The sequence below is a fragment of the Burkholderia crassaminum genome, assembly GCF_964265005.1.
Classification (GTDB): Bacteria; Pseudomonadota; Gammaproteobacteria; order Burkholderiales; family Burkholderiaceae; genus Burkholderia.
The window spans coordinates 165,031-189,972 of sequence record NZ_OZ183801.1 but is presented as its reverse complement, the minus strand read 5'-3'; the positions used below and the strand labels follow the sequence as shown (position 1 = coordinate 189,972).

Here is a 24,942-nt window from a genome sequence, read left to right as displayed (position 1 = left end):
CCGCTTCGACGAGGTCCGCACCACGTCGGACGCGGGCGCGGCCCGACGATCCGGTGCCGGTTGCCCGCCTTGGTGCGTCACGCGAGCGCCTCGTCACGCAGACGGAACTGCGCGACCGCCGCACTCAGCCGCGCGCCTTGTTCGTCGAGCGACAGCGCCGCGGCCGCGGCCTCCTCGACCAGCGCGGCATTGCGCTGCATCGTCTGCTCGATCTGGATGACCGCGGCATTCACCTGCTCGATGCCCGACGATTGCTCTTCGAACGCGTTGCTCGTGTCGCTCATGATCGTATTGACGCGCTCGACCGCGGCGACGAGCTCGGCCATCGCCGAGCCGGCCAGGGCGACGAGACCGCTGCCGTCCTCGACGCGCTGCGCGGAATGGCCGATCAGCTCGCGGATTTCCTTCGCCGCCGACGCGCAGCGCTGCGCGAGCCCGCGCACTTCCGTCGCGACAACCGCGAAGCCGCGTCCTTGCTCGCCTGCGCGCGCGGCTTCGACGGCAGCGTTCAAGGCAAGGATGTTGGTCTGGAACGCGATGCTCTCGATCACGGCGACGATGCCCGAGATCTTCGCGGAGCTGTGCGATATCGCCGACATCGTCTCGACGACGCGCTGCATCGCCTCGCCGCCGCGCGACGCGATGCCCGCCGCGCCCTCGACGTAGGTGCGGGCGTCGCGCGCATTGTCCGCGTTCTGGCGCACGGCTGCCGTCAGTTGCTCGACGCTCGCCGCTGCCTGTTGCAGCGATACGGCCTGCTGCTCGGTGCGCGCCGACAAGTCGACGTTGCCGCTCGCGATCGTGCGGACGTCGCCGACGATCGTCTCCGTACTCGCGCGCACCTGGTGCACGGTGTCGACGAGGCCGTCCTGCATCCGCTTCAGCGCATGCAGCAGATAAGCCATCTCGTTCTCGCCGGGCACGACGACCGTTCCCGTCAGGTCGCCCTTCGAGATCTTTTCGAACTGGTCGACCGCGAGCCCGATCGGCTCGATGATCGCCTTCGCAAGCATGCGCTGCGCGAAGAAGCCGACGACGAGGGCGAACACCGCGACCGCGGCCATCCCCCCCACGATCCGATGGAAATGCACACCGGCCGCATCGTAGCGCGCCTTTTCACGCGCAACCTGGAACGATTCGAGCGCATCGATCGCCTCCTGGTAGGCGGCGAACAGCGCGGGCGGCGCGGTGAGTTGCGTGTCGAGGAAACCGAACGCGTCGTCGCCGTCGAGTTGCGCGAGCGCCTTCAGGAACACGCCGTCGAGCAGGGCCCGACGGCGATTCTGCAGCGTGTCGAACAGTGCCTGCTCGTCGGCGTTGCGCGCGTGCAGGCGCGCGTAGGCGTCCAGTTCGTCGTTGCTCTGCTTGAGGAGCGCGTGAACGTTCGCGACCTCTTCCCTGGCCGACCGGCCGGCGCTGATGACCTGCGCGACATCGCTCATGCGTTCGCGCAGCACGAGCATGCGCTCGGAGCTGGTCTTCAGGTGCAGCAGCGACGCGGTGTCGTCGCGGTACATCGCCTCGAGCGAAGCGTTGCCCATATAGAGGGCCGCGATGCATGCGCCGACCACCAGCACGAGCAGCACGGTATAGCCGGCAATGGTCGCGACGAGACCACCACGGATAGTGAGTTGTTTTCGCATGACGTTCCCTTGCGCCGGCGGGGTGTGGCCAGCGGCGGATGTGGACTCCGGATCACGAAAGACGCGCGGCGCATCGCAACACGCGGCGCATGGGCTGCGAACGGGTTAACGGCGGGAGAAACGAGGAGGTTTTATGTGCATGCGACGCGAATCTTGACGATTGCGACAGGTGTCGGTCTTGCGGCGGCGGCTTCAGTCGCGCAACCCGCGGCGGGCGGCGCCCTGTGCGTCCGCGCCCGGCATTGGCGACGACGCGGATGTTCGAGGCATAGCCGTCGCCGAAGCGCACGACACGCGCTGGTCGATCTAGAGCTGCCGCCCTTTTCTTTCTCGCATCACGCCCCAAATTTGCGAGAAGATTTGCACAAAACAATACGAAACGACAACGATTCTGAAGATGGTATAGGCGACGCCGCTTCTATCATGGATGGCATGAAGGGAGCCAATCCCGATGGATAACCAGATCACCACCGCGATACAAAATTTTAGATTTTTCATGGCAATGGATTTGCGGCGACCTGATGGTCGCTCGTAGCACCTGCGGGTTCTTGAGATTGCCCTGGTTGCCGCCCTTTCGTTTCGTTATTTCGTGGACGACGGTCCGTGCCGGATACTATCCCGGAAATCTACCTGGCATAAATTCACATGACAGAATCGCAACGGTGCAGGTGACCACCATCGTCGAGTCGGTTCGGTTCGGTTCGGTTCGGTTCGGTTCGGTTCGGTTCGGTTCGGTTCGGTTCGGTTCGGTTCGGCATCCGTTGCACCATAAGCGTCTCTGTCGGCAGCGCCGTTCAGTACCACCGGACGGTCCGCGTGCGTAACACGCACTCTTGCCAGCCGTACGATCAAGTGTCCGAATGGCGTGCATCGATTGCGAAAGCTTGCACAACAACGACTGAGGCCGAAGAAAAGCGATTCGAGAAGTGCTGCCCGCTCTCTCGCACCTTTTGATGCACCTGCCACACCAACCGCACCGGAATCCAGGGTCGACCGTTGCCGCCGCTACGTAACGGTAACCGTCCGCCCTGGCCTCGAGTGGGTCCACCCCGGTTTCCCCCAGTCCTGCGCATTTCGCAATCGGATGCCGCTGGCATGCAGCGTCGTTTGCCAGACGCCTTTCAATGGCGTGAGCCTGTCCAGGACCCGCAACGCGATATCTCTCGACGCCAGTTCGCCCATCAGGTCATCCAGCGCGTCGACCTGCGTGGGAACAACCGGCGTACGCGAGACATGCATCCCGACATCATCGATAGCCTCGAACGATTCGACCGGCAGACGGTAGCGATAGATGCGGGCTGTCCTGAAGCGGTCGAGCCACGCGCGCTCGATATGAGCGATCGCACGAAACGACGTTCCGCCGAACCATGCGGCCCGATCCTCGATACTCGTTGACGGCGTCGGCCAGACGATAATGCGCGGACACTCGCGGGGAAACAGGTACAGCAGTTCGTGCGCCTCGTCCGTCGACCATACCAGTGGCCCATTCAGCCATTCCTGCCCGGCCGGGCGCTCAACCGCAACACGCACCGGCCTCGGATGAAATTCCGCGATGGTCGAATCGTCGCTGAAATGGAAGAGACGGCTTGTCATGTCGCGGCGGCCCACAAGAGAGACAACCCCGAACACAGCATGACCGCGTCCAGCACATGATGGAACGCATGCACGCTCATGCGCCGAACGACCGCCTTGCCGACGAAAGCCCCGATCATCACCGACGTGCCGATGATCAGCCCGCGAACGATGGACGGCAGCGGCAATGCCCCGAGCTGCTTGAACGTCACGATCTTGCTGACCATCAGCGCCAGCGAGCTGGCCGCCTCTGTCGACAGGAACGCGCCCTTTGCCAATCCATACGCGGTGAAGGCCGGTACGCTCAGCGGCCCCGTTGAAAGCACGATCCCCGTCAGGAACCCGACGACTGCGCCCGCCACCGCGAACTGCCATAACCGAATCCGGAACTGCCGCGCGTGGAGCCAGCGCCGCCCCGGGATCATCGCGAGGAAAAACACACCCAGCGCGACATCCACCACCTGCGGCGGCAGGATCAGCAGCGTGCGCGCGCCCAGTGCCGCCGCCGGTACGCCCGGAACCGACCACGCTGTGAATGCACGCCAGTCGATCTCGCGCCACCAGGACAACACCTTCGCGACGTTCGACATCAGCGCCGCAATCGCCATGATCGGCACGGCCTGCTGCGGGCCGAACTGGAACACGAGGACCGGCAGGAGCAGGATCGACGACCCCGCGCCGACGACACCGCTCAGCGCACCGGCGACGAGCCCGACCAGCAGCACGAAGAGGTAGGTCATGTTATTGACGTTTCATGCAGCACTGAAACGAAGTGGTCCCGATCACGGTGAAAATGGAGTGTCGAAATTTCTCTCCGAATATCATGGAAACCCGCAGCATCAGCCTTCCTGTTTTGTACTTCGGCACGCCTGTTGCCCTCGTTTCCAGCCTGAGTCCAGACGGAACCACGAATCTTAGCCCGATCTCATCCTATTGGGCACTGTCCGATACGTTACTGATCGGCCTGAGCGAAACAGGTCAATGCTGTCGCAATCTGAAACGATGCAAAGAGTTGGTACTCAATTTGCCGGATGCGTCGTTGTGGACGAACGTCGAGGCCATCGCAGCAACTTCCGGGGCAGAAGCCATGCCTGATGCGAAGAGGAAAATGGGCTACAGGTTCGAACGCGACAAGTTCAAGCGCGCAGGCCTCACTGCGACAGCGAGTGAATGTGTTGCTCCAATGCGAGCCGCTGAATGCCCGATCCAGATCGAAGCAGGTGTGGTTCGCGTTCATCCGATTGGCAAGGAAGCAGATGCTTTGATCGCCGTCGAGGTGCAGGCGCTGCGCATCCATGTCCATACCGAACTACTTACCCTCTCGGATCGAATCCAACTCGATCGATGGCATCCGCTGTACTACGTCTTCCGCCAGTATTTCTCGCTTGGACAACATCTGGGGAAAAATTTCAGAGCATAGCTCAGCGTTGTCTCACCGAGATGCTCCTTGACTCTGAGGGGCGTCATGGATGGATCGCATACGTTCAATGCCATGCAGACGAGTTTGAACTCGGTTTGCACCTTCGCCAAACCACGCATGCTGAATTGCCTGAAGCGCAGGGTGCGCCTTAATTCAACCGTTGGGCGGTTCGACGATCCATTTACGTTTGCGATACTGTGCGTGTCGCGACACGCCTTCGATGCAAAAAAACAAGACCTGGATCGAAGCGCCACGCTGAGCGGAAACTGATTGCGCGTGATGCCCGGTTTCCCTGGCAGGATCAGGCCGCCCTGCCTGTTTGCGACGTATTGCGGTCGCGTCGAGAGACTTCCGCATGGCCGTCGACGAGCAATACCGCGAAAACTGCATGGGTGGCGCATCTCGAGTGCGGCGAAAAAGAGCAAAGGCCCGGCATCGCGGCCAGGCCTTTGGGTTGAATGGCAAGTCTCGCGACCGAACGCGCGACAAACCGCGTTCGACTGCTCGCGGAAGGCGCGCGGGCTCCGGTCAGGCGTGCCCGTCAGCACGCTGCACGGCACCGCCCCCGGGCGTCGTTGCGCCGGAGGTCGGTGACGTAAGCTTCTGGGCAACCAGCAACTCGAACAGCTGCAACAACGCATTCCCGCCGGTACCGGAACTGGTGATCAACGTGCTGGGGACGATCGGCAGCTTGGCCTCCCTGACGGCATCCGCTACGCGCTCGAACGCAGCGAGCGTCAAGCCATAATCGGCACCGCCGGCGGCCTCGAATCGTGCACGGGTGGCTTCCGCTTCACCTCGGCCAATGCTTGCAAGCCGTTCGCCTTCGCCCTGACCTTGCAGCTTCGCGGCTTCGGCGTTGGCCTGCGCGAGCGCCTTGATCTTCTCCGCTTCGCGGTTTGCGCGCCGCACCTCGGCCTGGCCGTTGTTCTCGGCAATTTCGATTTCGATGCTCGATTGGGTCAGGTGGCTTTGCTGCTGGGCTCGCGCCTGTTCTTCATTCAACTCGCGCAGCTTTGCAGCGGACAGCTTCTGATCTTCGTATGCCTTGACCTGTTCTTTTGCGATCTGGCTGGCCCGCATCTGCTCCAGGACAGGTTCGATACTGGACCCGGTCGGCGTACCGAGCACGACGTCGACCAGTTCGAGATCGTACTTCGCGAACTCGACGGTCAGGTGCTCCTTCGCTTCGTTCTGAATCGTCATGCGGTCGTGCACGAGCGACGTCGCGGTCTTGCCTTGTGCGACGTTCTTGAAATATGACGACACAAGCGGATCGAGCGTCTGATTCACCAGTTGATCCAGGTTGCCAAACCGTTGCACGACCGACGAGGCCTTCTGCGGATCAACGTGCAGGACGACGGACAGCGGCAGATCCGGTTCGAATGCATCGAGCGTAATCAAGCGGACCTCCTTCAGCCTCGCGTCCAGGTTGTGCTCGGATGTCTCGCCCTTTTGCCACAGCAGGATGGTATTGGTGGTCGGTACCAGCGTCACCTGTCCGGCGTAGGGGTTGAACGGATACTTGCCGGGCGGCAGCGAATTGCGGCGCACCCCTTTCGCATCGTCACCGACGAGCCGGCCATGCTTCAGCGGCTTGTCGTTCACGTCGTCCGTGGCCCCGGCCTGACCTGGCGTTTCACCCCTGCCGAAGTTGGATACGATGACGCCGACTTTCCCGACCGGAATCACGAGCTTGGAGATCAGTTCGACGGTCGCGAACATGCGGTTGATGTAGTACGAACCGTCGACCAGCACCTGGTACTGACGCCCCTTGAAGCCACCGGCACGGATAAATGCGTCGGGGGCCTGAAACGCGTGGTGAAACGTCCCGACGTTGCTGGAATCCGTGCCGACGGCGGGCTGCACCAGCTCGCCACTGGGCGGACCATCAAGCACCGTGACAATACCGATTTCATCACGGGCGCCGTCGATCACGACGGGATCGTAGCCGTTGATGTCGAGCAGGCTCTTGTGCGCCTCCGCGAGCATCGCGGTTTCTTCCTTGTCGAGGTTCAGCGCGTATACCTTGCTTTTCGTCAGAATCGCGAACTGTGCAAGGTTGATCGGGTGGACACCGCCGCGCAGGACGAGACGCTGCAGACCTTTCTGGCCTCCGGCCTCGAGAAATGCCCGCACGTCCTCGAACTGGTTGGCCGTCTCGTTGGACGCCAGTGCCTGGGAGGGCGGCAACTGTACGCCGCTTCGCGCAAATACATAGCCGAGTTCATTATTCGGTACGACCGGAATGGGCTGGTGATGGAGTCGATACGAATACGGCCTGAAAATGTGAATCCCGCCACGCAGCAGATCCGGTAGCAACCCGGCCTCTCCATTCAATGCGATGACGCCGCTGGTGAGCGAGCCCCTGGCGCTCCAGATTCGCTCGACGACAGCGGCATCCGAGTTCGACACGTACCGGACCACGCCAGCCGTGCGAACAACGATGGCGAGGACAAGGATCGGAATCAAGACAATCGCGGCGTGGGCCGCAAGATCTAAAATGTTCACGGCTTATGGTCTCAAGTGGGCAAGGAGAAAGTGATCGCAGCGCACGGCATCTCGTCAATTCACAACCTTTCAAAACCATCCCGCACGGCTTCGATTTCCGCGGCGTGAAACGCTTGTTCGGACGCGCGACCGCCTCGTAGCGTGCGGCAACCTCGACTTCGTCGGGGGCAAAGAGAGGCTTGGCGAGATCGATTCCTACGGTAACAACGGACAGGTCTTCCGTCCAGATGACGTTGATGAACGACTGTCACTGCATCATGGCATATTGATGCCGATTCGCGACTTCCGTCCCGGCCCCGGGACGGGGAAGTGCCTTTCATTGCCTGAATCTCGCCGTGCACCGTCATGAATTCACGACAGCTTCGCCCGCCACCGGCGTCGGCCGGTGAAATGACATCCATGCTTCGCAAACCGGGAGCGCCCATGCACGGCCTGTGGAATGCGTACCCCATGCACTTGCGTCGTATCGTGCTGTTGATCCTGTGCATGTCGTTTTCATTTCTTTCCGGATGCGCGGCGCTGCACCTATGCGGCCCCTTCGAGACTTACGAGGAAGGCATCGGAACGTACGTTGACTGGCAGCCCGATACGTTGGCGGCCCACCGCCTGGGGGTCGAGCAGGCGCGGGGCCAGTGTCGCTCGGCGCTGCAAGAGCAATGTGTCGCGAGCTATGTCGAAACCTGCCAGGATCGCTCGAACGAGCGTTTCAGGAACATGAGCCAGGCCGATGCCGATCGCGCGTGCGCCGCAGCCGCTCCCTATATCCGGGAGCCTGGCATGACGTGCGATCGGTTCGAGCAACGCGCCACCGCTGCCGGAACATGGAAATCTTCCGAATTGCCCTGGGTAGACGCGTGCATGCGGTGTACCTATATACCCGACTATCAGCATCACAATCCTCTTGTCCCGCGACCCGACAACCGCATGTTCGAAGCCTGCATGGTCACCAAGGGGTTCAAGCTGGTCACGAAGACGAGGCGGGGAACGTGTGAGCCGCGTGGAATCCTGAACGGCGTCCTCTGACATCAACAGGGCGTTAAAGATCTGTCGGCCTGATCGAAGGCCGGCAACTTGTCAAAGGCGAGGAACGGGAAACCGCCGCCGCGATCACGCTCCGTCCGGCGGATCGCGACATCGATCGCAATCCGAAGCACATCCGGATTCGAGAGCCCGATACGGGCATCATCGGGCGCGCGATCGACGATCTCGATGCGGCCGTCATCAATACGGACCGGGCGATCAAGACCGGCATCCGCATTCCAAAGGAACGCCTCGCGCAGGAGAAGGTGGCCGGCAACCCGTATCGCAAAGTGCTTGCCGTCAATGCGAAGGATGCGGACTCGTCATGGGTCCGCGCCCTCGTCGACAGCTATCAGCAACCGGACGTGGCGGCGAAGATCATCAGCGTCTATCACGGCGAGGCACTGCCGGCATGGCAAGGGGCGCCGCAGCCGTGACCGCGAACGGGTCGGTGCGGTGCGGTGCGTCGCGCGGAGGCGGCGCCGCGCCGAACCCGCTCACCGATCCGCCACGTGCGAAGACGCCTGACGCGCGCCGGGCTTACGCGGCCCTGGCAAGCTCCGCATCGATCGCGGCGACGAGCTTCGGGTCGTCCGCGACGGTGTCGGGCGAGAAGCGCGCGACCACTTCACCCGTCCGGCTCACGAGAAACTTCTCGAAGTTCCACAGCACGTCGGGCGCCGGATTCGGCTGAATGCCGTAGCCTTCGAGGCGGGCACGGAACGGGCCGTCGCCGGCCGCCTGCGGCTGCGCCTGAGTGAGCGAGCGATAGAGCGGATGCTTGTCGTCGCCGACCACGGAGATTTTCGAGAACAACGGAAACTTCACGCCGAAGGTCCCGGTGCAAAAGGACTGGATTTCGGCATCGGTGCCCGGTTCCTGGCCCTTGAAGTCGTTGGCGGGGAACGCCAGCACTTCGAGGCCGTCGGCGCGCTTGTCCTCGTAGAGCGTTTCGAGACCTTCGTATTGCGGCGTCAGCCCGCATTTGGACGCCACGTTCACCACCAGCAGCACTTTGCCTGCGTAGGACCGCAGCGTGGTTTGTGCACCGTCGATGGCGGTGACGGGAATATCGTAAATCGCGCTCATGTCTGCATCCTTCAATGGATTGAATCGACGAGTGAACCACTGGAATCGCCGTGTATCGCGTTCCTTCGGGAATCTCACACGTCGTCAGTAAAGTCACCCGAGAGATCGCGCTGATGCGTAGCGATCTGCCATGTATTCCCCCACCTGTCTTTCACCATCGCCCGCCTGTCACCATACGGCATGTCGGCCGGGGCCTCGAGCGGGATCGCTTGTGCTGCGAGCGCCCGCTGATAGGTCAGATCGGCATCCTCGACATAGACATACAGAAACGCGGGCATCGGATCGCGCAGGCCCTCTTCGCCGCTGATCATCACGACGGAATCGCCGATCCGGATTTCCGCGGGCAACCCGGGACGGAACGCGCCCTGTGCGTGAAACACCGATCGCAAGAATTCGATCAGGTTTTCCGGATCCGGTACGACGATGCGGGGCGTGACGGTGTGCCATCCGTCGGGCTGAAATCCGGCCATGTCAGGGAGCCTCCGAAGCGATTTCCGCCGGTATTGTCCTCCCGCTTCTGCAGCCTGCAAAGGGCAGGCTGCGGCCGGCCGCCAGAACGCCCCCGGTTCAATCGACGATGAACAGTTTCGCGCCCCCTCGGGTTGACGATCGATGCGCCTCCGCGTGATCAGCCACCTGGTAGCTCATACCCGGCGCAAGCGTGAACTGCCGCCCGTCATCGAGTTCCGTCAGCAACTCGCCTTCGAGGCAATACAGGATGTGGCCTTTGACGCACCAGTGATCGGCCACGTAACCGGCCGAATATTCAACCTGCCGCACCCGGATATCGCCGAATTGCAGCGTGCGCCAGCGCGCCATCCCTTGTTCTCCGCGGTGCTCGGTCGGTTCCACGGTGCGCCAGTCGGTCGTGCCAAACGGGATGTCGGTCATTTTCATCATTCATCTCCCTGATGCGACCCGACCGTCGGCTTGTCCGGCTCGACGCGGCAAAGTATTCGCGCACCTTTTAGCGCGCGTCTCAAAGAATCTCCACTTCCACGAACACCACTTCGTGGCTGGACGCGTTGACGACGTTGTGTTCGACACCCTTCAGCCCCGCATAGCTGCGCCCGGCGTGCAACTGCGATTCGCGGTTACCTTGCGCGGTTTCGAGAAGAAGCTGTCCGTCCGTTTGCGGCACGACGACATAGTCGTGCTGATGGACATGCCAGCCGGTCTCGGCACCGGGCGCGAATCGCCATTCGGTGACGATCACGCGCTCGTTCGCAACCTGCTGCGTCGGAACGGCTTTCGGACGGTGCTGCATCGGATGTCTCCCAAAATATCAAGCAGGCTGGCCGACGATGGCGGCAACCGCACTTTCGCCGGTTGGTGTACGCCGCCGGCCGGATGTAAGGACGTCTTGCCACGCCCGATGTTCCCGACGGCCATTCTAAAGACGAAGCGCCTCCCTCGACACATTCAGATCGTTGCCGTTTTCCCGCACATCTGTTGTCGCCGATGATGCAACCCAACCGATCGCGAATGTCCGAACGGCTGCTTCGGCAACCCGCCGTCTTGCCCCGACGCGAATGCGGCCGGGGCACGCGCAGTCAATCCCGCGCCCATCACGTCACGCAATCGGCGGCTCGTGCGTGTCCGGCATCGAGCGACCGCGCAACGCGAACGCCGAGACCGTCGATTGCCAATGCCAGATGACTACGATGGCAGTTCGTCACAAGCCAGCTTCGTTGGACACCGGCAGATCGAGCGTGTCAGACAGATACTCCATGTCCCCCACGCTGCCGCACCTTTATGAAACCGACCTGACGGCGCCAGCTTCGTCATAAGCCACGATGTTCAACCCTTCCGTCGCTGCCGGCGCGACGAAGTACCGCGTGATCCGTTCGAACTCGGCGTCCGACGCCTGGAACGGATGGTCGCCGCGCGCATTGCGTGCGCGCAGCCGTGCCTTGCAGACCGCATCGCTGACGTCGAGGTAATGCAGTCGATGATCACAATCGGCCGCCTGCGCTACGGCAAGCCCCCATGCACGCGCAGCGACGGTGTTGAACGGCAGGTCGAGCACCACGGATACGCCGGCCTGCAGCAACGCGCGGGCGTGATCGGCCAGTACATCCCGGAGGCGCGTTGCACACCGGACATAGTCATCGATCGACAGAATCTCGCCCGGATAAAGATGCGCGAGCCACACGTCTTCGCTGATCGAAACGACCGGCCCGGCGCTCGCGAGCCGCGCGACGAGCGTCGATTTTCCGGAAGCGATCTTGCCGCATACCATGTGGAGCAACACGGCATCGTTCGATGCCGTCGCGTGAAGTGACTTCCCTGTCTGCATTTCCAGGCTCTCCATCGAATGCCCAGAAAGCAAAAACCCGCCTTCCGGGCGGGTTGTGACGATATCCATTCAGTCGATCGTTATCCCGCCGGCAAGATTGCGGCGCGAATAATCGAACGGGTTTGCGAATGGGTCATGCGCATCAGAATAATCAACTACCCGATCGCGAGCAAGCGGATTGGAAGCGGCATACTTCAACCTGCAGGCTTAAAACTGATACGCTTGCCGGAAAACAAAGATGGAATTCCGTGGCGGCTCCACGCCACCTCCATTCAGATAACAGATAAAAGAGGGCATTCCGAAATGAAACGTGGTTTTGTATTTGCCGCCCTGCTGGCAATGTCGTTGTTCGCCGCGCAAGCGGCACAGGCGCAGGAAAAGGCCGCGCCGCCTGTCTATACGTGGCTGTCCGAGCGTTTCCCGGATTACACCCGCTACGATTCCCCCGCACTGACCGTCACCGATTCCGGCTTATCGGCTGACCAGGGCATCGTCGACGCGCAATTGACGCTCGTCCAGTCGCCGCAAGGCGTCGATTCCGTCCTGGGGCTGGCCGTCGCCTTCCATACGACGCAGAAGTGGAATTTCAATACCGTGCGCGACTACGGGAAATACGGCACCCACTACCGGCAGCCGAAAATCCCGGTCGTGATTCCGACGCTGAACGGTGGCGGCTACGCCGACACCGCATACTGGAACACGACGGCCGACGGCGCCAAGGCCTGGCCCGTCAACGGCGGCGTCTTCATCATGCTGGACCGCCTCTACCTGAAGACCTACGAGATCAGCGGGACCGACCTCGTGCTCACCCTCTCGGACTACAACGCGGTCGACAAGGGCTTCAGGATCCGGATTCCGGCCGCGTACCTGTCGCGCTTTCTCGCCGGCATTCCGAACGACCGCCGTCTGGTGCCGGAGGAACTGAAGGGCCGGCCGATGGGCTTCGGCGTGCATTTTGTCGATCTGGACGAAGGGATACAGGAGGGGATGAAGGTCCCCAGCAGCGCGATGCAGATCCTCGGTGTGCTGCCCGGCACCGTCGCCGATCGTGCCGGCCTGAAGAACTACGATGTGCTGATCCGGTTCGGCGATCGCCCGCTCAAGCAGATGGCCGACCTGGCCGACGCCGTGCATGCGACCGCCAAGGGCACGGTGGTGCCGCTGACGGTCTGGCGCGACGCCAGGGAAGTCACGCTGCAGGCGCAGTTCTAAGAGTGCCGCCGGCGCCGGGTCGCGGCGCCAACGCGGCCGGGCGCCGCGATGCAGGGCTCACGCGGCCCCGTCACGCCCCTTCGGAAACGCACCGTGGCTCATCGCGTCGAGCTGCCGACCGATCTCCGCACGCAATTCGGCGGATATCTCGACGCTGTCGAGCAGCTGCGAAATCCATAGCCCGTCGGCGGCGAGCCGGCAGATCATCAGCGTCGCGGCCTGCTCGAGCGGCACCGGGTCGGGCCGCGTCCATTCCCGCATCGGCACCGACCATCGTTCGCGCGTGTCCTGGTCGGTCATCATCGACGCGACCAGCACACGCAGCACATCGGTACTCGCGACCGGCTGCGACTCGTCGAGCACCGCGTGCATGTAGGCCCGCGCCGCCGCACCGGCGCCGCCGGCATCCGCCGCCACCCGCGCGGCCATCTGCGCGGTGAACCGCTCGGTCGCCTGGCCGAACAGCGCATCCAGCAGCCCCTGCTTGTTCGCGAAGTGATACTGCAGCGCGCCTTTCGTCACGCCGGCGCGCTCGGCCACCGCATCGAGCGTCAGCGCGGCCACGCCGTGATGTGTCGCGATTTCCGATGCAGCCGCCAGCAACTGCGCGCGCACCTGATCCGGCGCCTTTTTGCGACGCACGCCGGCGGTGGCGACGGCCGGCGCCGCCGATGCTTCAGGCGCCCGCGCACCGGCCTCCGCAGCCGGTTCGACAGGCGCGGGCACATCGTGCGGCGCGGGTTCGAGGTGTTTTTTCATGGAGCGGATGGTAGCACCCGGGCGTCTCGATATAAACATTCCGGCTGGATGGTATGATCCGCCGCATGAATAAACCCGCCCCTTCCCCCTGGTCCGCGCTCGACACCGCCATCGCCCGTGGACGCGACGCCCTCGTGCGTCTCCAGCAGCCCGACGGCAGCTGGTGTTTCGAACTCGAATCCGACGCGACGATCACCGCGGAATACATCCTGATGATGCATTTCATGGACAAGATCGACGACCTCCGCCAGGAGAAGATGGCGCGCTACCTGCGCGCGAACCAGCGGCTCGACACGCACGGCGGCTGGTCGCTGTACGTCGACGGCGATCCGGACGTGTCGTGCAGCGTGAAGGCGTACTTCGCGCTGAAGGCGGCCGGCGACAGCGAACACGCGCCGCACATGGTCCGCGCGCGCGACGCGATCCTGAAGCTTGGCGGCGCGGCACGCTCGAACGTGTTCACCCGCATCCTGCTCGCGACGTTCGGCCAGGTGCCGTGGCGCGCGGCGCCGTTCATGCCGATCGAATTCGTGCTGTTCCCGAAGTGGGTGCCGATCTCGATGTACAAGGTCGCGTACTGGGCGCGCACGACGATGGTGCCGCTGCTCGTGCTGTGCTCGCTGAAGGCGCGCGCGCGTAATCCGCGCAACATCTCGATCCGCGAGCTGTTCGTCACGCCGCCGGACGAGGAGCGTCAGTACTTCCCGCCCGCGCGCGGCATGCGCAAGCTGTTCCTCGCACTCGACCGCACGGTGCGTCACGTCGAGCCGCTGATGCCGAAGGGCCTGCGGCAGCGCGCGATCCGCCACGCCGAGGCGTGGTGCGCGGAGCGCATGAACGGCGAGGACGGGCTCGGCGGGATCTTCCCGCCGATCGTCTACAGCTACCAGATGATGCAGGTGCTCGGCTACCCGGACGATCATCCGCTGCGGCGCGATTGCGAAAACGCGCTGGAAAAGCTGCTGGTCACGCGGCCGGACGGCAGCATGTATTGCCAGCCCTGCCTGTCGCCGGTGTGGGATACCGCGTGGAGCACGATGGCGCTCGAACAGGCGCGCGGCGTGGCGGTGCCCGAAGACGGCGCGCCGGACGACGCGCGGCGCGCACTCGACGAACGCATCGCGCGTGCGTACGACTGGCTGGCCGAACGCCAGGTGAACGACCTGCGCGGCGACTGGATCGAGAACGCGCCGGCCGACGTCCAGCCGGGCGGATGGGCATTCCAGTACGCGAACCCGTACTACCCCGACATCGACGACACGGCGGTCGTCACCGCGATGCTCGATCGCCGTGGCCACACGCATCGCAACGCGGACGGCACGAACCCGTATGCGCCGCGCGTCGCGCGCGCGCTCGACTGGATGCGCGGGCTGCAATCGCGCAACGGCGGCTTCGCGGCCTTCGACGCCGACTGCGACCGCATGTACCTGAACGCGATCCCGTTCGCCGATCACGGCGCGCTGCTCGATCCGCCGACCGAGGACGTGTCGGGTCGCGTGCTGCTGTGCTTCGGCGTGACGAAACGCGCGGACGAACGCACGTCGGTCGCGCGCTGCATCGAGTACGTGAAGCGCACGCAGCAGCCCGACGGCAGCTGGTGGGGCCGCTGGGGCACGAACTACATCTACGGGACGTGGAGCGTGCTGGCCGGCCTCGCGCTCGCCGGCGAGGACAAGTCGCAGCCGTATATCGCCCGCGCGATCGAATGGCTGCGTTCAAAACAGCATGCGGATGGCGGCTGGGGCGAGACGAACGACAGCTATATCGACGCGAAGCTCGCCGGCACCAATGGCGGCGAGAGCACGTCGAACTTCACCGCGTGGGCACTGCTCGCGCAGATGGCGTTCGGCGACTGCGAATCCGATTCGGTGAAGCGCGGCATCGCGTATCTGCAGTCCGTGCAGCAGGAAGACGGCTTCTGGTGGCATCGTTCGCACAATGCGCCCGGCTTCCCGCGCATCTTCTACCTGAAGTATCACGGCTATACCGCGTACTTCCCGCTGTGGGCGCTCGCGCGCTATCGGCGGCTGGCGGGTGCGGCGGCATCGACCGGCTCGACGGCACGCGATGCGGCCGCTACGACTGCTGTGACCGCAGCCGATACGGCCGTCGTTTGACGGACGACGGCGCTCGCTGCCATGTGCGGCGAGCGCGTCAGACAAACCCCTCTTCGACCAGCGTACAGCCGTTCGCGGTGATCTCGTGCCGCTGCCCCGAGCCGCCGACCACGCGGCTCCAGCTCGACGACACGAGCATGGCCGCATTGCGGTCCGCGTGCAGCGCATAGTCGAATCCGCCATACATGCCCGGCACCGCGAACCACATGCGTTCGGCCTGTACATCGAGTTCGAGCAGCGGTTCGAGTTCGGGCAGGCGCAGCGCGTCGACACGCAGGTGTGCGATGCGGCCGAGAATCATCTCGTGGAAATGGCGCTGAATGGCGAGCAGCGTATCGTCGGGCACGAAGCGTCGCGGCTGCGGTGTCAGCACATCGACCAGATGCCGATGCCCGCGCCGCGCGGCGATATCGACCGCGCGCTCGCGTTGCGCATCGCGCAGCATCCGCCATGCCCCGAGCCGCAACAGTTCGGCAACGACCGCTTTCGGCGCGCCGCCGTAAGCAGCCTGATGCAGCGGCGCATAAAGCGACGTACCGCCGAGCCGCGTCGCGTTGACGAGCGCAGGCTCCTTCGCCACGAGGTCGAGCATCGTCGCCCAGTCGCCGTTCCTTGCCGCGTCGGCCAGTGCGTGCCGGGTCGCGACCTGCGCGTCGCCGAGCATGTCGGCGTCCGTGATGCCGTCCCATGCGATGCTCAATCGAATCTCCTCGTCAGTCGCGTTTGCGTGACCGTATTGACCGCTCATCATAAGCGTTCGTCGCGGCTGCGCGATCATGCGGCACTGCTTCGAGTCGGGATTCCCCGGCTCCGCATCCGGCCACTGCCCGCGCCGCCCCGTCGATCTGCGATGATGTCGGACGCGAGACCGCTCATCACCATCGCCTCGCACGGGCGCGCCGCAGGCGCCCCACTCCATCCAACCCGACGAAGCATGCCCATCATGATCGACGTTTCCTCCATCACCGACGCGTTCGCCCCGAGCGGCGAGCCGACGCAGTACCGCGTATCGCCCGAGAAACTGATTGCCGGCGACCCGCTGCAAACGCTCACACCCGGCTTCGCGAGCCCGTGCGGCCGTTTCTCGACCGGCATCTGGGAAAGCACGCCCGGCTGCTGGCACGTCGCGTACACCGAAGCGGAATACTGCGAGATCCTCGAAGGCACGTCGGTGATCACCGATCTCGACGGAAACCGGAAGACCCTGCGCACCGGCCATCGTTTCGTGATTCCACCGGGCTTTCGCGGCACGTGGGAAGTCGTCGAACGCACGCGGAAGATCTTCGTCGCATACGACGAGCAGCCGCCCGAATGAGCGGCGAACGGGCGCGACTGATGCAACATCGCGCCCCAATTTGCCACGCGCATCCACGCCGATGACACGGCATTGACACACGCGGCCGGTAAGTTCCGCTCGTCTCGTCCCGTGTGTCGCCATGCTTGCCCTGCTTCTCGCCGCCTTCTACGAAACCGCCCGTCAAGGGAGCGTGACCGCGGCCGCGAAGCGCCTCGACGTGAGCCAGCCGACGATCACGTCGCGCATCCAGCAGCTCGAACGCCACTACGGCGTCGAGCTGTTCCATCGCCGCGGCAACCGTCTCGATCTCAGCGACGCCGGCGCGGCGCTGATGCCGATGATCGGCCAGATGCTGCAGATGGAGAACGACATCGATTTCGCGCTGCGCAACGAGCGCGAACTGCACACGGGCAACCTGCGCGTCGGCACGACCGGCCCGTTCTACATCCTGCCGGCGATCGCCGCATTCCGCCGCCAGTATCCGGCCGTGAAGATCAGCATCGAGATCGGCAACTCGCAACAGGTGCTCGATGCGCTCGTCGATTTTCGTGTCGACGTCGCCGTGTCGTCGCAGCGCGACGACGATCCGCGTTTCGTCCGGCATACGATCGCGAACGATCCGCTGGTGCTGGTCGTGCACCGCTCGCATCCGCTCGCCGCGCGTGACTCGATCGCGCTCGCGACGCTGGCCCGCGAGACGCTGCTGCTGCGCGAGGCCGGCTCGCGCACACGCGCGCTGATGGAACACGTGCTGAAGCTCGCGGGCATCGACGTGCCCGCGAACGCGATCGAGCTCGGCAGCCGCGAAGCGATCCGCGAAGCCGTGCGGCACGACATGGGCTGCACGCTGATGCCGCGCGGCGAGGTCGGCGCGCATCCGGAGCTGCGCGCGATCGCGCTCGCCGACGATCTGCCGCCGATGCACGAATACCTGTATTACCTCGACGCGCGCGCCGGTACGCGGCTGATTACCGCGTTCATGGCCAACGTCGAACGCCGCGACGAACGCACGCCGGCGCGCGCATAACGACGCGCACGCTCACGCCGTTTCGAACAGGTCGACGATCTGCCAGCCTCGCTGCATCGCCACCGTGCGCAAGCGTTCATCCGGATTGGTCGCGACCGCATCGGTCACCTTCTCGAGCAACGGCACGTCGTTGTGCGAATCGCTGTAGAACCAGCTGCGTTCGAAATCCGTCCACGCGAGGCCGAGCGACGCGAGCCATGCGTCGGTGCGCACGATCTTCCCTTCGCGATAGCTCGGCACGCCGGCCGGGCGGCCCGTATAACGCGACTCGGGCCGTCCGTCGACGGTCTCGAGTTCGCAGGCGATCAGCGCGTCGATGCCGAACGCGCGCGCGATCGGCCGCGTGATGAACGCGTTCGTCGCGGTGACGACGCAGCACAGGTCGCCGCGCGCGCGATGATGTCGCACGAGTTCGAGCGCGGCCGGCGAAATCGCGGGCCGCACGACGTCGGCCATGAAGCACGCGTGCCAGTGCGCGAGCCGTTCGCGCGAATAGCGTGCGAGCGGTGCGAGCATGTCGCACAGGTGCGCATGGATGTCGAGCGTGCCGGCCGCATAGCCGGCTGAAAATGCCGCGTCGATGCGGTCGAATTCGGCTGCGTCGACGAGGCCGTGCTCGACCATGAAACGGCCCCAGGCCTGGTCGCTGTCGAACGGAATGAGGGTGAGGTCGAGATCGAAAAGCGCGAGTTGCGTCATCGAATGAAGCGTCGTGTGAACAGGAAGGAATGAAAAACGCGCGGCCTCGCCCACGCGAAGCCGCGCACAAAAGCCGCCGGCGCGGGTCGTGCGCGCCGGCGGCACCCGGTGATGCGACGCCGGCCGCTCGGCCGGCGTCCGTCAGCTGGACACGCCCATCGCCGGATCGCTGATGCTGTCCTTGCCGGTCTCGACGCGGCCCGCGAAGCGGCGCACGAGACCGTTCTCGGCCGCCAGCGTGAAGTCGTACCAGCCGTTCGACGCGGCGAGCGTCCAGTACGGCTCGACCTGCATCCCGGCGGGCACCGCGTAGCTCCACGGGCCGTCGGTGCGGTACGCGTTCGACGTGACCGTGACCTGGCTCGCCGCGTTGCCGACGTTCATGATCGTCAGGTACACGGCATCGTTCGCCGGGTCGTAGCACACGCGGATCTCCGGCACGGGGCCACTCGCGGCCTGCGCGACGTTGCCCTGGAATTCGCGCAGGAAGCCGTTCGGCCCGAGCACCCACAGGTCGTAGTTGCCTGCATCGTCGGCCACCGCGCGCCACGAATCCGACAGCTGCTTGCCCGCTTCGACCGTATAGCGGCGCGGCGCGCGATCGAGATGCAGCTTGTCGTACACATGAAACACTGCGCCGACCGTGCCCGTGTTGCTGAACGTGAGCCACAGCAGCCCGCCCGATACATCGGCGCTCGCGCTCGTATGCAGCTCGTACGGCAACGCACGTGAGGGCCGCGTGCCCTGCGGCTGCACCGGCATCTGCTGCGACGCGACCGGCGGCACAGGCACCGCGCCCATCAGGGCCTGCTGCACGTGCTGCGCATCGGCCGCGGCCTTGGTCGGCGCCGGCAGCGACGTCGTCGGGTTGCCGTTCGGGTTCCTGAAATTGAACGCCGACGTCATGTCGCCGCACACCGCGCGGCGCCACGGACTGATGTTCGGCTCCTGCACGCCGAAGCGCTGCTCGAGGAAGCGCAGCACCGACGTATGGTCGAACACTTCCGAGTTGACCCAGCCGCCCGTGCTCCACGGCGATACGACGAACATCGGCACGCGCGGGCCGGGCCCGTACGGGCGGCCGTCCGGCGCGAGCGGCGACGAATCGCCGGGCGGGTTCGGCAGCGTGAAGTACTCGTACTGCGTGGTCACGGTCGACTTGCCCGCATACGTGCCGTCCGTGTTGCGCGACGGCGGGTTCGGCGGCGGCATGTGATCGAAGAAGCCGTCGTTCTCGTCGTAGTTCACGAACAGCACGGTCTTGCTCCACACGTCCGGATTCGCGGTCAGCGTGTCGAGCAGGTGCTGCAGGTAGTACGCGCCCTGCCCCGGCGTCGACGCGCCCGGGTGCTCGCAGTACGCGGTCGGCGACACGATCCAGCTCACCTGCGGCATCCGGTTCGCCGCGATGTCGTCGGCGAGCGACTGCAGGAAGCCACCATCGGGCATCGTGTTGCCGATGCCCTTGTACAGCGGCGACAGCGCCTCCATCGCAGGCGTGTACGGCGCGTTCGGCGAGCCCGGCACGGTCTCGTTGACCTTGCGGAACGTCGCGAAACCCGCGAGCGGGTTGTCGGTGTAGTTGTCCGGCATGTTCTGGTAGACCTTCCAGCTCACGCCCGACGCCTGCAGGCGCTCCGGGTAGGTCGTCCACGTGAGGCCCGTCTTCGACGAACCCAGGCCGTCCCAGCCGTCGTTGTTCACGACGGCCGTGTTCGAGCCGGTCGGGCCGTTCGTGCCGGTCCACAGGAAGATCCGGTTCGAGTTCGTGCCGCCGTGCAGCGAGCAGTGATACGCGTCGCAGACCGTGAACGCATTCGCGAGCGCGAAGTGAAACGGCAGGTCGGACTGGCGCAGGTAGCCCATCGACGCATCGCCCTTCGACGCAGGCCATGCGGTCATCCGGCCGTTGTCCCACGCCGAATGCGAATCGGTCCACGAGTGCGCGCCGCCGACGAGCAGCGCATTGCCCTTCGTGCTGTCGAGGTAGAACGGCAGCACCGGGCGCTTGCCGTCGTTCTGCTGCCACACGGGCGTGCCGCCCGGCTGCGGGATCGTCAGGCGATCGCCGAAGCCGCGCACGCCGGGCATCGTGCCGAAGTAATGATCGAACGAACGGTTTTCCTGCATGAAGATCACGACGTGCTGGACGTCGTTGATCGTGCCCGTCTGGTTGTTGGCGGGAATCGCGAGCGCGCGCCGGATCGCCGGCGGGAACATCGAGAAGGCCGTGCCGGCAGCGGCGGCACGGAGAAACGAGCGGCGGTCGATGGAAGTCATGATCGGGAAGGAAGGTCGTTCCGGAAAGGCGCGCGCGTCACGGCGCGCAGCGCAGCTGCGAGTTCAGCAACGGCGACGGCAGCGCGGCCGTGCCCGACGCGGCGCACGGGCCGGCGCCCGGCAGCGCGACGATCGGCACCGGCGCGCTCGCGCCGCCGGCGCCGGCCGGCGCGGCATTCGCCTTCGCGGCGCTGGCGGCCGTGCCGCCCGAATCGTCGCCGCCGCACCCGGCGACCAGCGCGCTCAGCACGCAGGCGGCGAGCGCGACGCGCACGCGGCGCAGGTCAGTGAGGTTCATGTCGGCACTCCGTCAGTGAAGGATCGTCGACAGCGGCTTGCCCGAGCCCGCGACCGACTGCAGTTCGGTTTCGGTGACGACGCGGTTCCACATCGCGACGTCGGAGAAGCTCTCGACGTTCGGCTTCACCGTCGTGCACGCGTTGACCGTGTAGCCGCCGCTGTAGTGGCTGGCCGGATAGCCGCACGCGAGCATGTGGTACTGGCCCGTGCCGTCCTCGTTCACGCCGAAAGTCTTCGTGCCGAGGCCCGGCAGCGCACTCGCCGACACCGTCAGCGGCGTGCTCTGCTTCTGCTCGCCGAGCACCGGGTCGAACGTGTAGGCCGTCATCGTCTTGCCGACGGTGTCGATCACGAACGCCGCGTACACCCATTGGTTCGCGGTCACGCTCATCGTCTTCAGGTCATTGCGGTTGGTGCCGTCGCCCGCGTTGTACTGGATGTTGCAGGTGCCCGACGGCGCGCCCGACGCCTGCGGGAACAGCCCGATCGCGATGCCCGCGTTCTTGCCGCTCTGCCAGTTCTTGTTCGCGAACACCGGCGTGCCGAAGCCGACCACGTCGGTACACGGCGTCTTGAGCCACATGCCGATGGTGAACTGCGATTGCGTCGCGATGTCGGCGTTCTGCACCAGCTTGTAGCCGTCGTAGCCGTTCGTGTCGACGGTCTGCGTCGTCACCTGCAGCGCCTGCCCGCCGAACGGATCGGCGGTGAGCGAGCCGCCGTTCGCGGCGGCCGAGAACGGGCCCATCGTGCTCGCATTCAACGCATCGACGACCGGCAGCGCGCCGAACGGGTAGTACGACGCGAGGCCGCTCTTCAGCGTCGTCGCAAGCGGCGGCGGCGGGGGCGGCGGCGGCACGTACGCGATCCGCGCGATGCTGCCGAGCGGTGCGGCGCCCGCCGTCACCACGTAGTCGAAGCTGTAGGTGCCGGCCGCGGTCAGGCCGAGCGCGCTGTCGGTGTAGGTCGTCGTGCCGACCGGCAGCGTCGCGATCTGCTGGCCCGCGCGGTACACCGCAATCGCGCCGCTCGCGGGCGCGGCCCACGTCAGCACGACGCTGTGGCCGTCGGCGCTGGCCGCGCCGGCGAGCTGCGACACCGGCTGCGCACCGATCAGTTCGCCGCCGTCCATTTCATACGCGGACGGAGCCGGCAGCGCGCCGAGTTGCGCGAGCACGGTCGGCGCGATGTCCGCGATGCTGGCGCGCGTGTGCAGGTCGGCCAGCGATGCCGGCTGCGCGGCGCTGCCCAGCCGCCCGTTGTCGGCCTGGTTCATCGCGACGAAGGTCGTCGATTCGGGCAAGAGCGGGAGCCCGTCGCTGCCGCCGGCCGCGTTCAGGCCGTGGCCGCCGGTGACGACGACCAGCCAGTTCTCCTTGTTGCGCTTCGCGGTTTCGGCGATGAGCGCGCCGACGGCCGTGTCGAGCTGCTGAAGCGTGCTCGCATACGCCGACGCGCCGAGGCCGTAGTTCAGCGCCGCATCCTGCGCCGAGTGGTACTGCGCGACGACCAGCGAGTAGCCCTGCTGGATCATCGTGGCGCCTTGCTGCGTGACGCAGCTGTCGACCGCCGCGCAGTTCGCGAGCGTGTCGAGGCTGCCCGCGTTGCGCCCGGCGGTCAGCAGCGACGCGAGCGCCGGCGACCCGACGGCCGCGCCGAGCAGGCCCGCGTTCGCGGTCTTCAGCGTGTCGAAGGCGGTCGGCGCCTGCAACGCCTGGTTCGGTGCGTCGGACAGCACCTGGTGACGATTGCCCCACGCGCCGGTGAGCAGCGTGGCCCAGCTCGGCGTGTCGAGGTTCGGCTGCTGCGACAGCAGGCCGTTGACGCCGCCGCTGTACGCGGGCGCGACGTGCAGCTTCGCGAGATTCGGCAGCGTGCCGCCCGCAATGCCGGCCGCGAGCGCCGCATACGTGACGCCGTCGAGCTCGATCACGAGCGCGCGGTTCGCGACCTGCTGGCCCGGCGGGTTGCCGCCGTTGCCCTTGCCGTTATCGGTACTGCCGGTACCGCCGGCCGCGTTCGCCGACGGCCCGGCCGCACCGCCCGTGCCATCCATGTTGCCGCCGCACGCGCCGAGCGCGCCGACCAAGGTCAGCCCGCACAGCAGTTGCGCGAGAGTGGTCTTCCGCATGTTTCCCCCTGACTGGACTATCCGGACACGCCCGGAGATCTGCCCGGATTCTGCTCAGGGGATGCGATGCGCGTATTTCGTTTTGCAGAAGCGCGCCGATACAGGTATCAGCTTTTTTGGGGAGAGCCGGCCGTGTGAAACGACCGGCTCGCCGGCGTAAACGTTACCGCCGGCCGTCGAGCGCCTCGAGGATCCCGTACGCGGCCTTCACGCGGTCCTCGTTCGGATAGCTGCGGTTCGCGAGCATCACGATCGCGATCCGCTTCGAGGGAACGAACGCCACATAGGTACTGAAGCCGTTGGTCGAGCCCGTCTTGTTGATCCACGTATCCGCGCTCGGCGCGAGCGGCGGCTTGATCGCGGTGGCCAGCACCCCGTCGCGCAGCATCTTCATCGAGTTGCCCTCGAGCAGCGTCGGCAGCGCGACCGGATACGGATACTGCTCCCAGATCAGGTCCTGCGTCAGCGGCCCTGCGCGGAAATAGCCGGTGTGCGTGCGTTCAAGCGCGCGCTGCAGGCGCGGCGCGGTGTCGATCAGCCCCATGTTCGCCTGCACGAAGCGCAGCAAATCCGCCGCCGTGGTCCGCACGCCGTACGCCGGCTGCCACAGCATGCCGCCCGTCATCCGGATCGGCTTGCCGTCCTGCGTATAGCCCTGTGCATAGTCGGCCTGCCGCGCGTCGGGCACGTTGATGTACGTGTGCGTCATCCCGAGCGCGGGAAAGAGCCGCTGCTCCATCAGCGCCGCGAATTCCTTGTGCATCGCCTTCGCGGTGAGCCAGCCGAGCATCCCGATCGCGACGTTCGAATACGTGCGGTACGTGCCCGGCGCATAGGCCGGCCGCCACGCGTCGAGATAGCGGATCAGGTCCGCGTCGTTGCGGATGCTGTCCGGCACCTGCAGCGGCATGCCCCCGGGCGTATGCGTGCCGAGGTTGAGCAGCGTCACGACGCCGAACGGCTTGCCCTGCAGCGCGGGCAGGTACTTGCCGGCCGGGTCGGCCAGCGACAGTTCGCCGCCCTCCTGCGCGTCGGCCGCGAGTGTCGCGGTCAGCGTCTTGCTGACGGAGCCGATTTCGAACAGCGTGTCGCCGGTGACGGGCTTGCCGGTTTGCGTCGACATCACGCCGTAGTCGAACACGTAGGGCTTGCCGTCGGCGACGATGCCGATGGCCATGCCGGGAATCGCGTACTGCTTCATCAGCGGCGCGATGTGGCGGGTCACGGTGTCGTGAAGGTCGTCCTGGGTGACGGCGGCCGCGCGGCCGGCCGTGGCAGTGGCGCACACGGCGACGAACAGGGTCGCGGCGAAGCGTGTCGCGTTGAATCGCATGGTTGCGGTTCCTTCGATTTCTGATGGTTGCGTGGACAACAGATCCGGCCGCGCCCTGCGGAAATCGCAGCGGCCGGCCTGCCGAAGCAGGACTATCCGCTGTAAGCTGTCCGTCAACAATCGACGTTATGTTGAGCGAGCCTAAAGAAAAACTTATGAGACAGGCGAAGCAGTGGTGACCGCTGCCGCCATCGCGGCACGCTCGACGGTTTGCGCGGAACATCGGGTAGCAC

22 protein-coding genes and 2 pseudogenes are annotated in these 24,942 nt (G+C 65.2%); 7 read left to right on the top strand and 17 right to left on the bottom strand.

The features are described from left to right. Positions 1-77 precede the first annotated feature (77 nt). The 3 genes from ACPTTF_RS34115 to ACPTTF_RS34105 form a co-directional block, all read right to left on the bottom strand. Positions 78-1,643, bottom strand: coding sequence for a methyl-accepting chemotaxis protein (locus ACPTTF_RS34115; RefSeq protein ID WP_423372031.1), 1,566 nt, complete (start codon positions 1,641-1,643; stop codon positions 78-80). Positions 1,644-2,648: 1,005 nt separating this feature from the next. Then, positions 2,649-3,236, bottom strand: coding sequence for a DUF6886 family protein (locus ACPTTF_RS34110; protein WP_423372030.1), 588 nt, complete (start codon positions 3,234-3,236; stop codon positions 2,649-2,651). Continuing rightward, entirely contained in the window at positions 3,233-3,955 is a 723-nt protein-coding gene (locus ACPTTF_RS34105; protein ID WP_423372029.1) for a sulfite exporter TauE/SafE family protein, read from the bottom strand. The genes ACPTTF_RS34110 and ACPTTF_RS34105 overlap by 4 nt, the downstream gene beginning before the upstream one ends. An 83-nt stretch (positions 3,956-4,038) precedes the next feature. Between ACPTTF_RS34105 and ACPTTF_RS34100 the strand changes: the two genes are divergently transcribed. Then, positions 4,039-4,635 (top strand): flavin reductase family protein, encoded by a 597-nt coding sequence (locus ACPTTF_RS34100; protein WP_423372028.1) that lies wholly within the window; start codon positions 4,039-4,041, stop codon positions 4,633-4,635. Positions 4,636-4,694: 59 nt separating this feature from the next. Here the strand turns inward: ACPTTF_RS34100 and ACPTTF_RS34095 are convergent. Together ACPTTF_RS34095 and ACPTTF_RS34090 are read right to left on the bottom strand one after the other, a co-directional pair. Continuing rightward, positions 4,695-4,836 (bottom strand): annotated as a pseudogene (locus tag ACPTTF_RS34095) (transposase); the annotation flags it as partial. A gap of 327 nt (positions 4,837-5,163) precedes the next feature. Continuing rightward, the gene (locus tag ACPTTF_RS34090) at positions 5,164-7,146 is read right to left on the bottom strand and encodes an SPFH domain-containing protein (RefSeq protein ID WP_166958606.1); all 1,983 of its coding nucleotides are present in this window, start codon (positions 7,144-7,146) and stop codon (positions 5,164-5,166) included. A gap of 423 nt (positions 7,147-7,569) precedes the next feature. Between ACPTTF_RS34090 and ACPTTF_RS34085 the strand changes: the two genes are divergently transcribed. Together ACPTTF_RS34085 and ACPTTF_RS34080 are read left to right on the top strand one after the other, a co-directional pair. Further along, complete coding sequence (locus tag ACPTTF_RS34085) at positions 7,570-8,169, top strand: hypothetical protein (RefSeq protein WP_423372027.1); 600 nt, start codon at positions 7,570-7,572, stop codon at positions 8,167-8,169. A 95-nt stretch (positions 8,170-8,264) separates the two neighbouring features. After that, positions 8,265-8,603 (top strand): annotated as a pseudogene (locus tag ACPTTF_RS34080) (MetQ/NlpA family ABC transporter substrate-binding protein); the annotation flags it as partial. A gap of 103 nt (positions 8,604-8,706) precedes the next feature. On the opposite strand, the gene ACPTTF_RS34075 reads toward ACPTTF_RS34080, so the two are convergent. From ACPTTF_RS34075 to ACPTTF_RS34055, 5 genes are all read right to left on the bottom strand, one after another. Continuing rightward, positions 8,707-9,255, bottom strand: a complete 549-nt coding sequence (locus tag ACPTTF_RS34075) for a glutathione peroxidase (RefSeq protein WP_423372026.1) — start codon at positions 9,253-9,255, stop codon at positions 8,707-8,709. Between the two features lie 74 nt (positions 9,256-9,329). Then, a complete protein-coding gene (locus tag ACPTTF_RS34070) occupies positions 9,330-9,725 on the bottom strand; it encodes a VOC family protein (protein WP_423372025.1) in 396 nt (131 codons plus the stop codon). A gap of 97 nt (positions 9,726-9,822) precedes the next feature. After that, positions 9,823-10,152 carry a DHCW motif cupin fold protein gene (locus tag ACPTTF_RS34065; protein WP_423372024.1) on the bottom strand — a complete coding sequence of 110 codons (330 nt, stop codon included), beginning with the start codon at positions 10,150-10,152 and terminating at the stop codon, positions 9,823-9,825. An 82-nt stretch (positions 10,153-10,234) separates the two neighbouring features. After that, positions 10,235-10,522, bottom strand: coding sequence for a cupin domain-containing protein (locus tag ACPTTF_RS34060; RefSeq protein ID WP_423372023.1), 288 nt, complete (start codon positions 10,520-10,522; stop codon positions 10,235-10,237). Positions 10,523-11,008: 486 nt separating this feature from the next. Further along, positions 11,009-11,554: an AAA family ATPase gene (locus ACPTTF_RS34055; protein WP_423372608.1), complete on the bottom strand. Its 546-nt coding sequence runs from the start codon at positions 11,552-11,554 to the stop codon at positions 11,009-11,011. 135 nt (positions 11,555-11,689) lie between these two features. On the opposite strand from ACPTTF_RS34055, the gene ACPTTF_RS34050 reads away from it, so the two are divergent. After that, entirely contained in the window at positions 11,690-12,766 is a 1,077-nt protein-coding gene (locus ACPTTF_RS34050) for a PDZ domain-containing protein (RefSeq protein ID WP_423372022.1), read from the top strand. Positions 12,767-12,823: 57 nt separating this feature from the next. Here ACPTTF_RS34050 and ACPTTF_RS34045 read toward each other — a convergent pair whose 3' ends face one another. Then, on the bottom strand, positions 12,824-13,525 hold the full coding sequence (locus ACPTTF_RS34045) for a TetR/AcrR family transcriptional regulator (protein ID WP_423372021.1): 702 nt from the start codon (positions 13,523-13,525) through the stop codon (positions 12,824-12,826). A gap of 53 nt (positions 13,526-13,578) precedes the next feature. Between ACPTTF_RS34045 and shc the strand changes: the two genes are divergently transcribed. Then, on the top strand, positions 13,579-15,642 hold the full coding sequence (gene shc, locus ACPTTF_RS34040; RefSeq protein ID WP_423372020.1) for a squalene--hopene cyclase: 2,064 nt from the start codon (positions 13,579-13,581) through the stop codon (positions 15,640-15,642). A gap of 37 nt (positions 15,643-15,679) precedes the next feature. On the opposite strand, the gene ACPTTF_RS34035 is transcribed toward shc, so the two are convergent. Beyond that, positions 15,680-16,342, bottom strand: a complete 663-nt coding sequence (locus tag ACPTTF_RS34035) for an ankyrin repeat domain-containing protein (RefSeq protein ID WP_423372019.1) — start codon at positions 16,340-16,342, stop codon at positions 15,680-15,682. Positions 16,343-16,585: 243 nt separating this feature from the next. Here ACPTTF_RS34035 and ACPTTF_RS34030 point away from each other — a divergent pair, with 243 nt between their 5' ends. Together ACPTTF_RS34030 and ACPTTF_RS34025 are read left to right on the top strand one after the other, a co-directional pair. Then, the gene (locus ACPTTF_RS34030; protein WP_423372018.1) at positions 16,586-16,957 is read left to right on the top strand and encodes a cupin domain-containing protein; all 372 of its coding nucleotides are present in this window, start codon (positions 16,586-16,588) and stop codon (positions 16,955-16,957) included. A gap of 121 nt (positions 16,958-17,078) precedes the next feature. Beyond that, positions 17,079-17,966: a LysR substrate-binding domain-containing protein gene (locus ACPTTF_RS34025; protein ID WP_423372017.1), complete on the top strand. Its 888-nt coding sequence runs from the start codon at positions 17,079-17,081 to the stop codon at positions 17,964-17,966. Positions 17,967-17,978: 12 nt separating this feature from the next. On the opposite strand, the gene ACPTTF_RS34020 is transcribed toward ACPTTF_RS34025, so the two are convergent. The 5 genes from ACPTTF_RS34020 to ampC form a co-directional block, all read right to left on the bottom strand. After that, positions 17,979-18,665, bottom strand: a complete 687-nt coding sequence (locus ACPTTF_RS34020) for an HAD family hydrolase (RefSeq protein ID WP_166958630.1) — start codon at positions 18,663-18,665, stop codon at positions 17,979-17,981. A gap of 141 nt (positions 18,666-18,806) precedes the next feature. Continuing rightward, complete coding sequence (locus tag ACPTTF_RS34015) at positions 18,807-20,945, bottom strand: phosphocholine-specific phospholipase C (RefSeq protein ID WP_423372016.1); 2,139 nt, start codon at positions 20,943-20,945, stop codon at positions 18,807-18,809. Positions 20,946-20,982: 37 nt separating this feature from the next. After that, positions 20,983-21,243, bottom strand: a complete 261-nt coding sequence (locus tag ACPTTF_RS34010; protein WP_166958634.1) for a hypothetical protein — start codon at positions 21,241-21,243, stop codon at positions 20,983-20,985. A gap of 12 nt (positions 21,244-21,255) precedes the next feature. Then, a complete protein-coding gene (locus ACPTTF_RS34005) occupies positions 21,256-23,376 on the bottom strand; it encodes a hypothetical protein (RefSeq protein ID WP_423372015.1) in 2,121 nt (706 codons plus the stop codon). A 163-nt stretch (positions 23,377-23,539) separates the two neighbouring features. After that, positions 23,540-24,709, bottom strand: coding sequence for a class C beta-lactamase (gene ampC / locus ACPTTF_RS34000; protein WP_423372014.1), 1,170 nt, complete (start codon positions 24,707-24,709; stop codon positions 23,540-23,542). Positions 24,710-24,942: the final 233 nt, after the last annotated feature.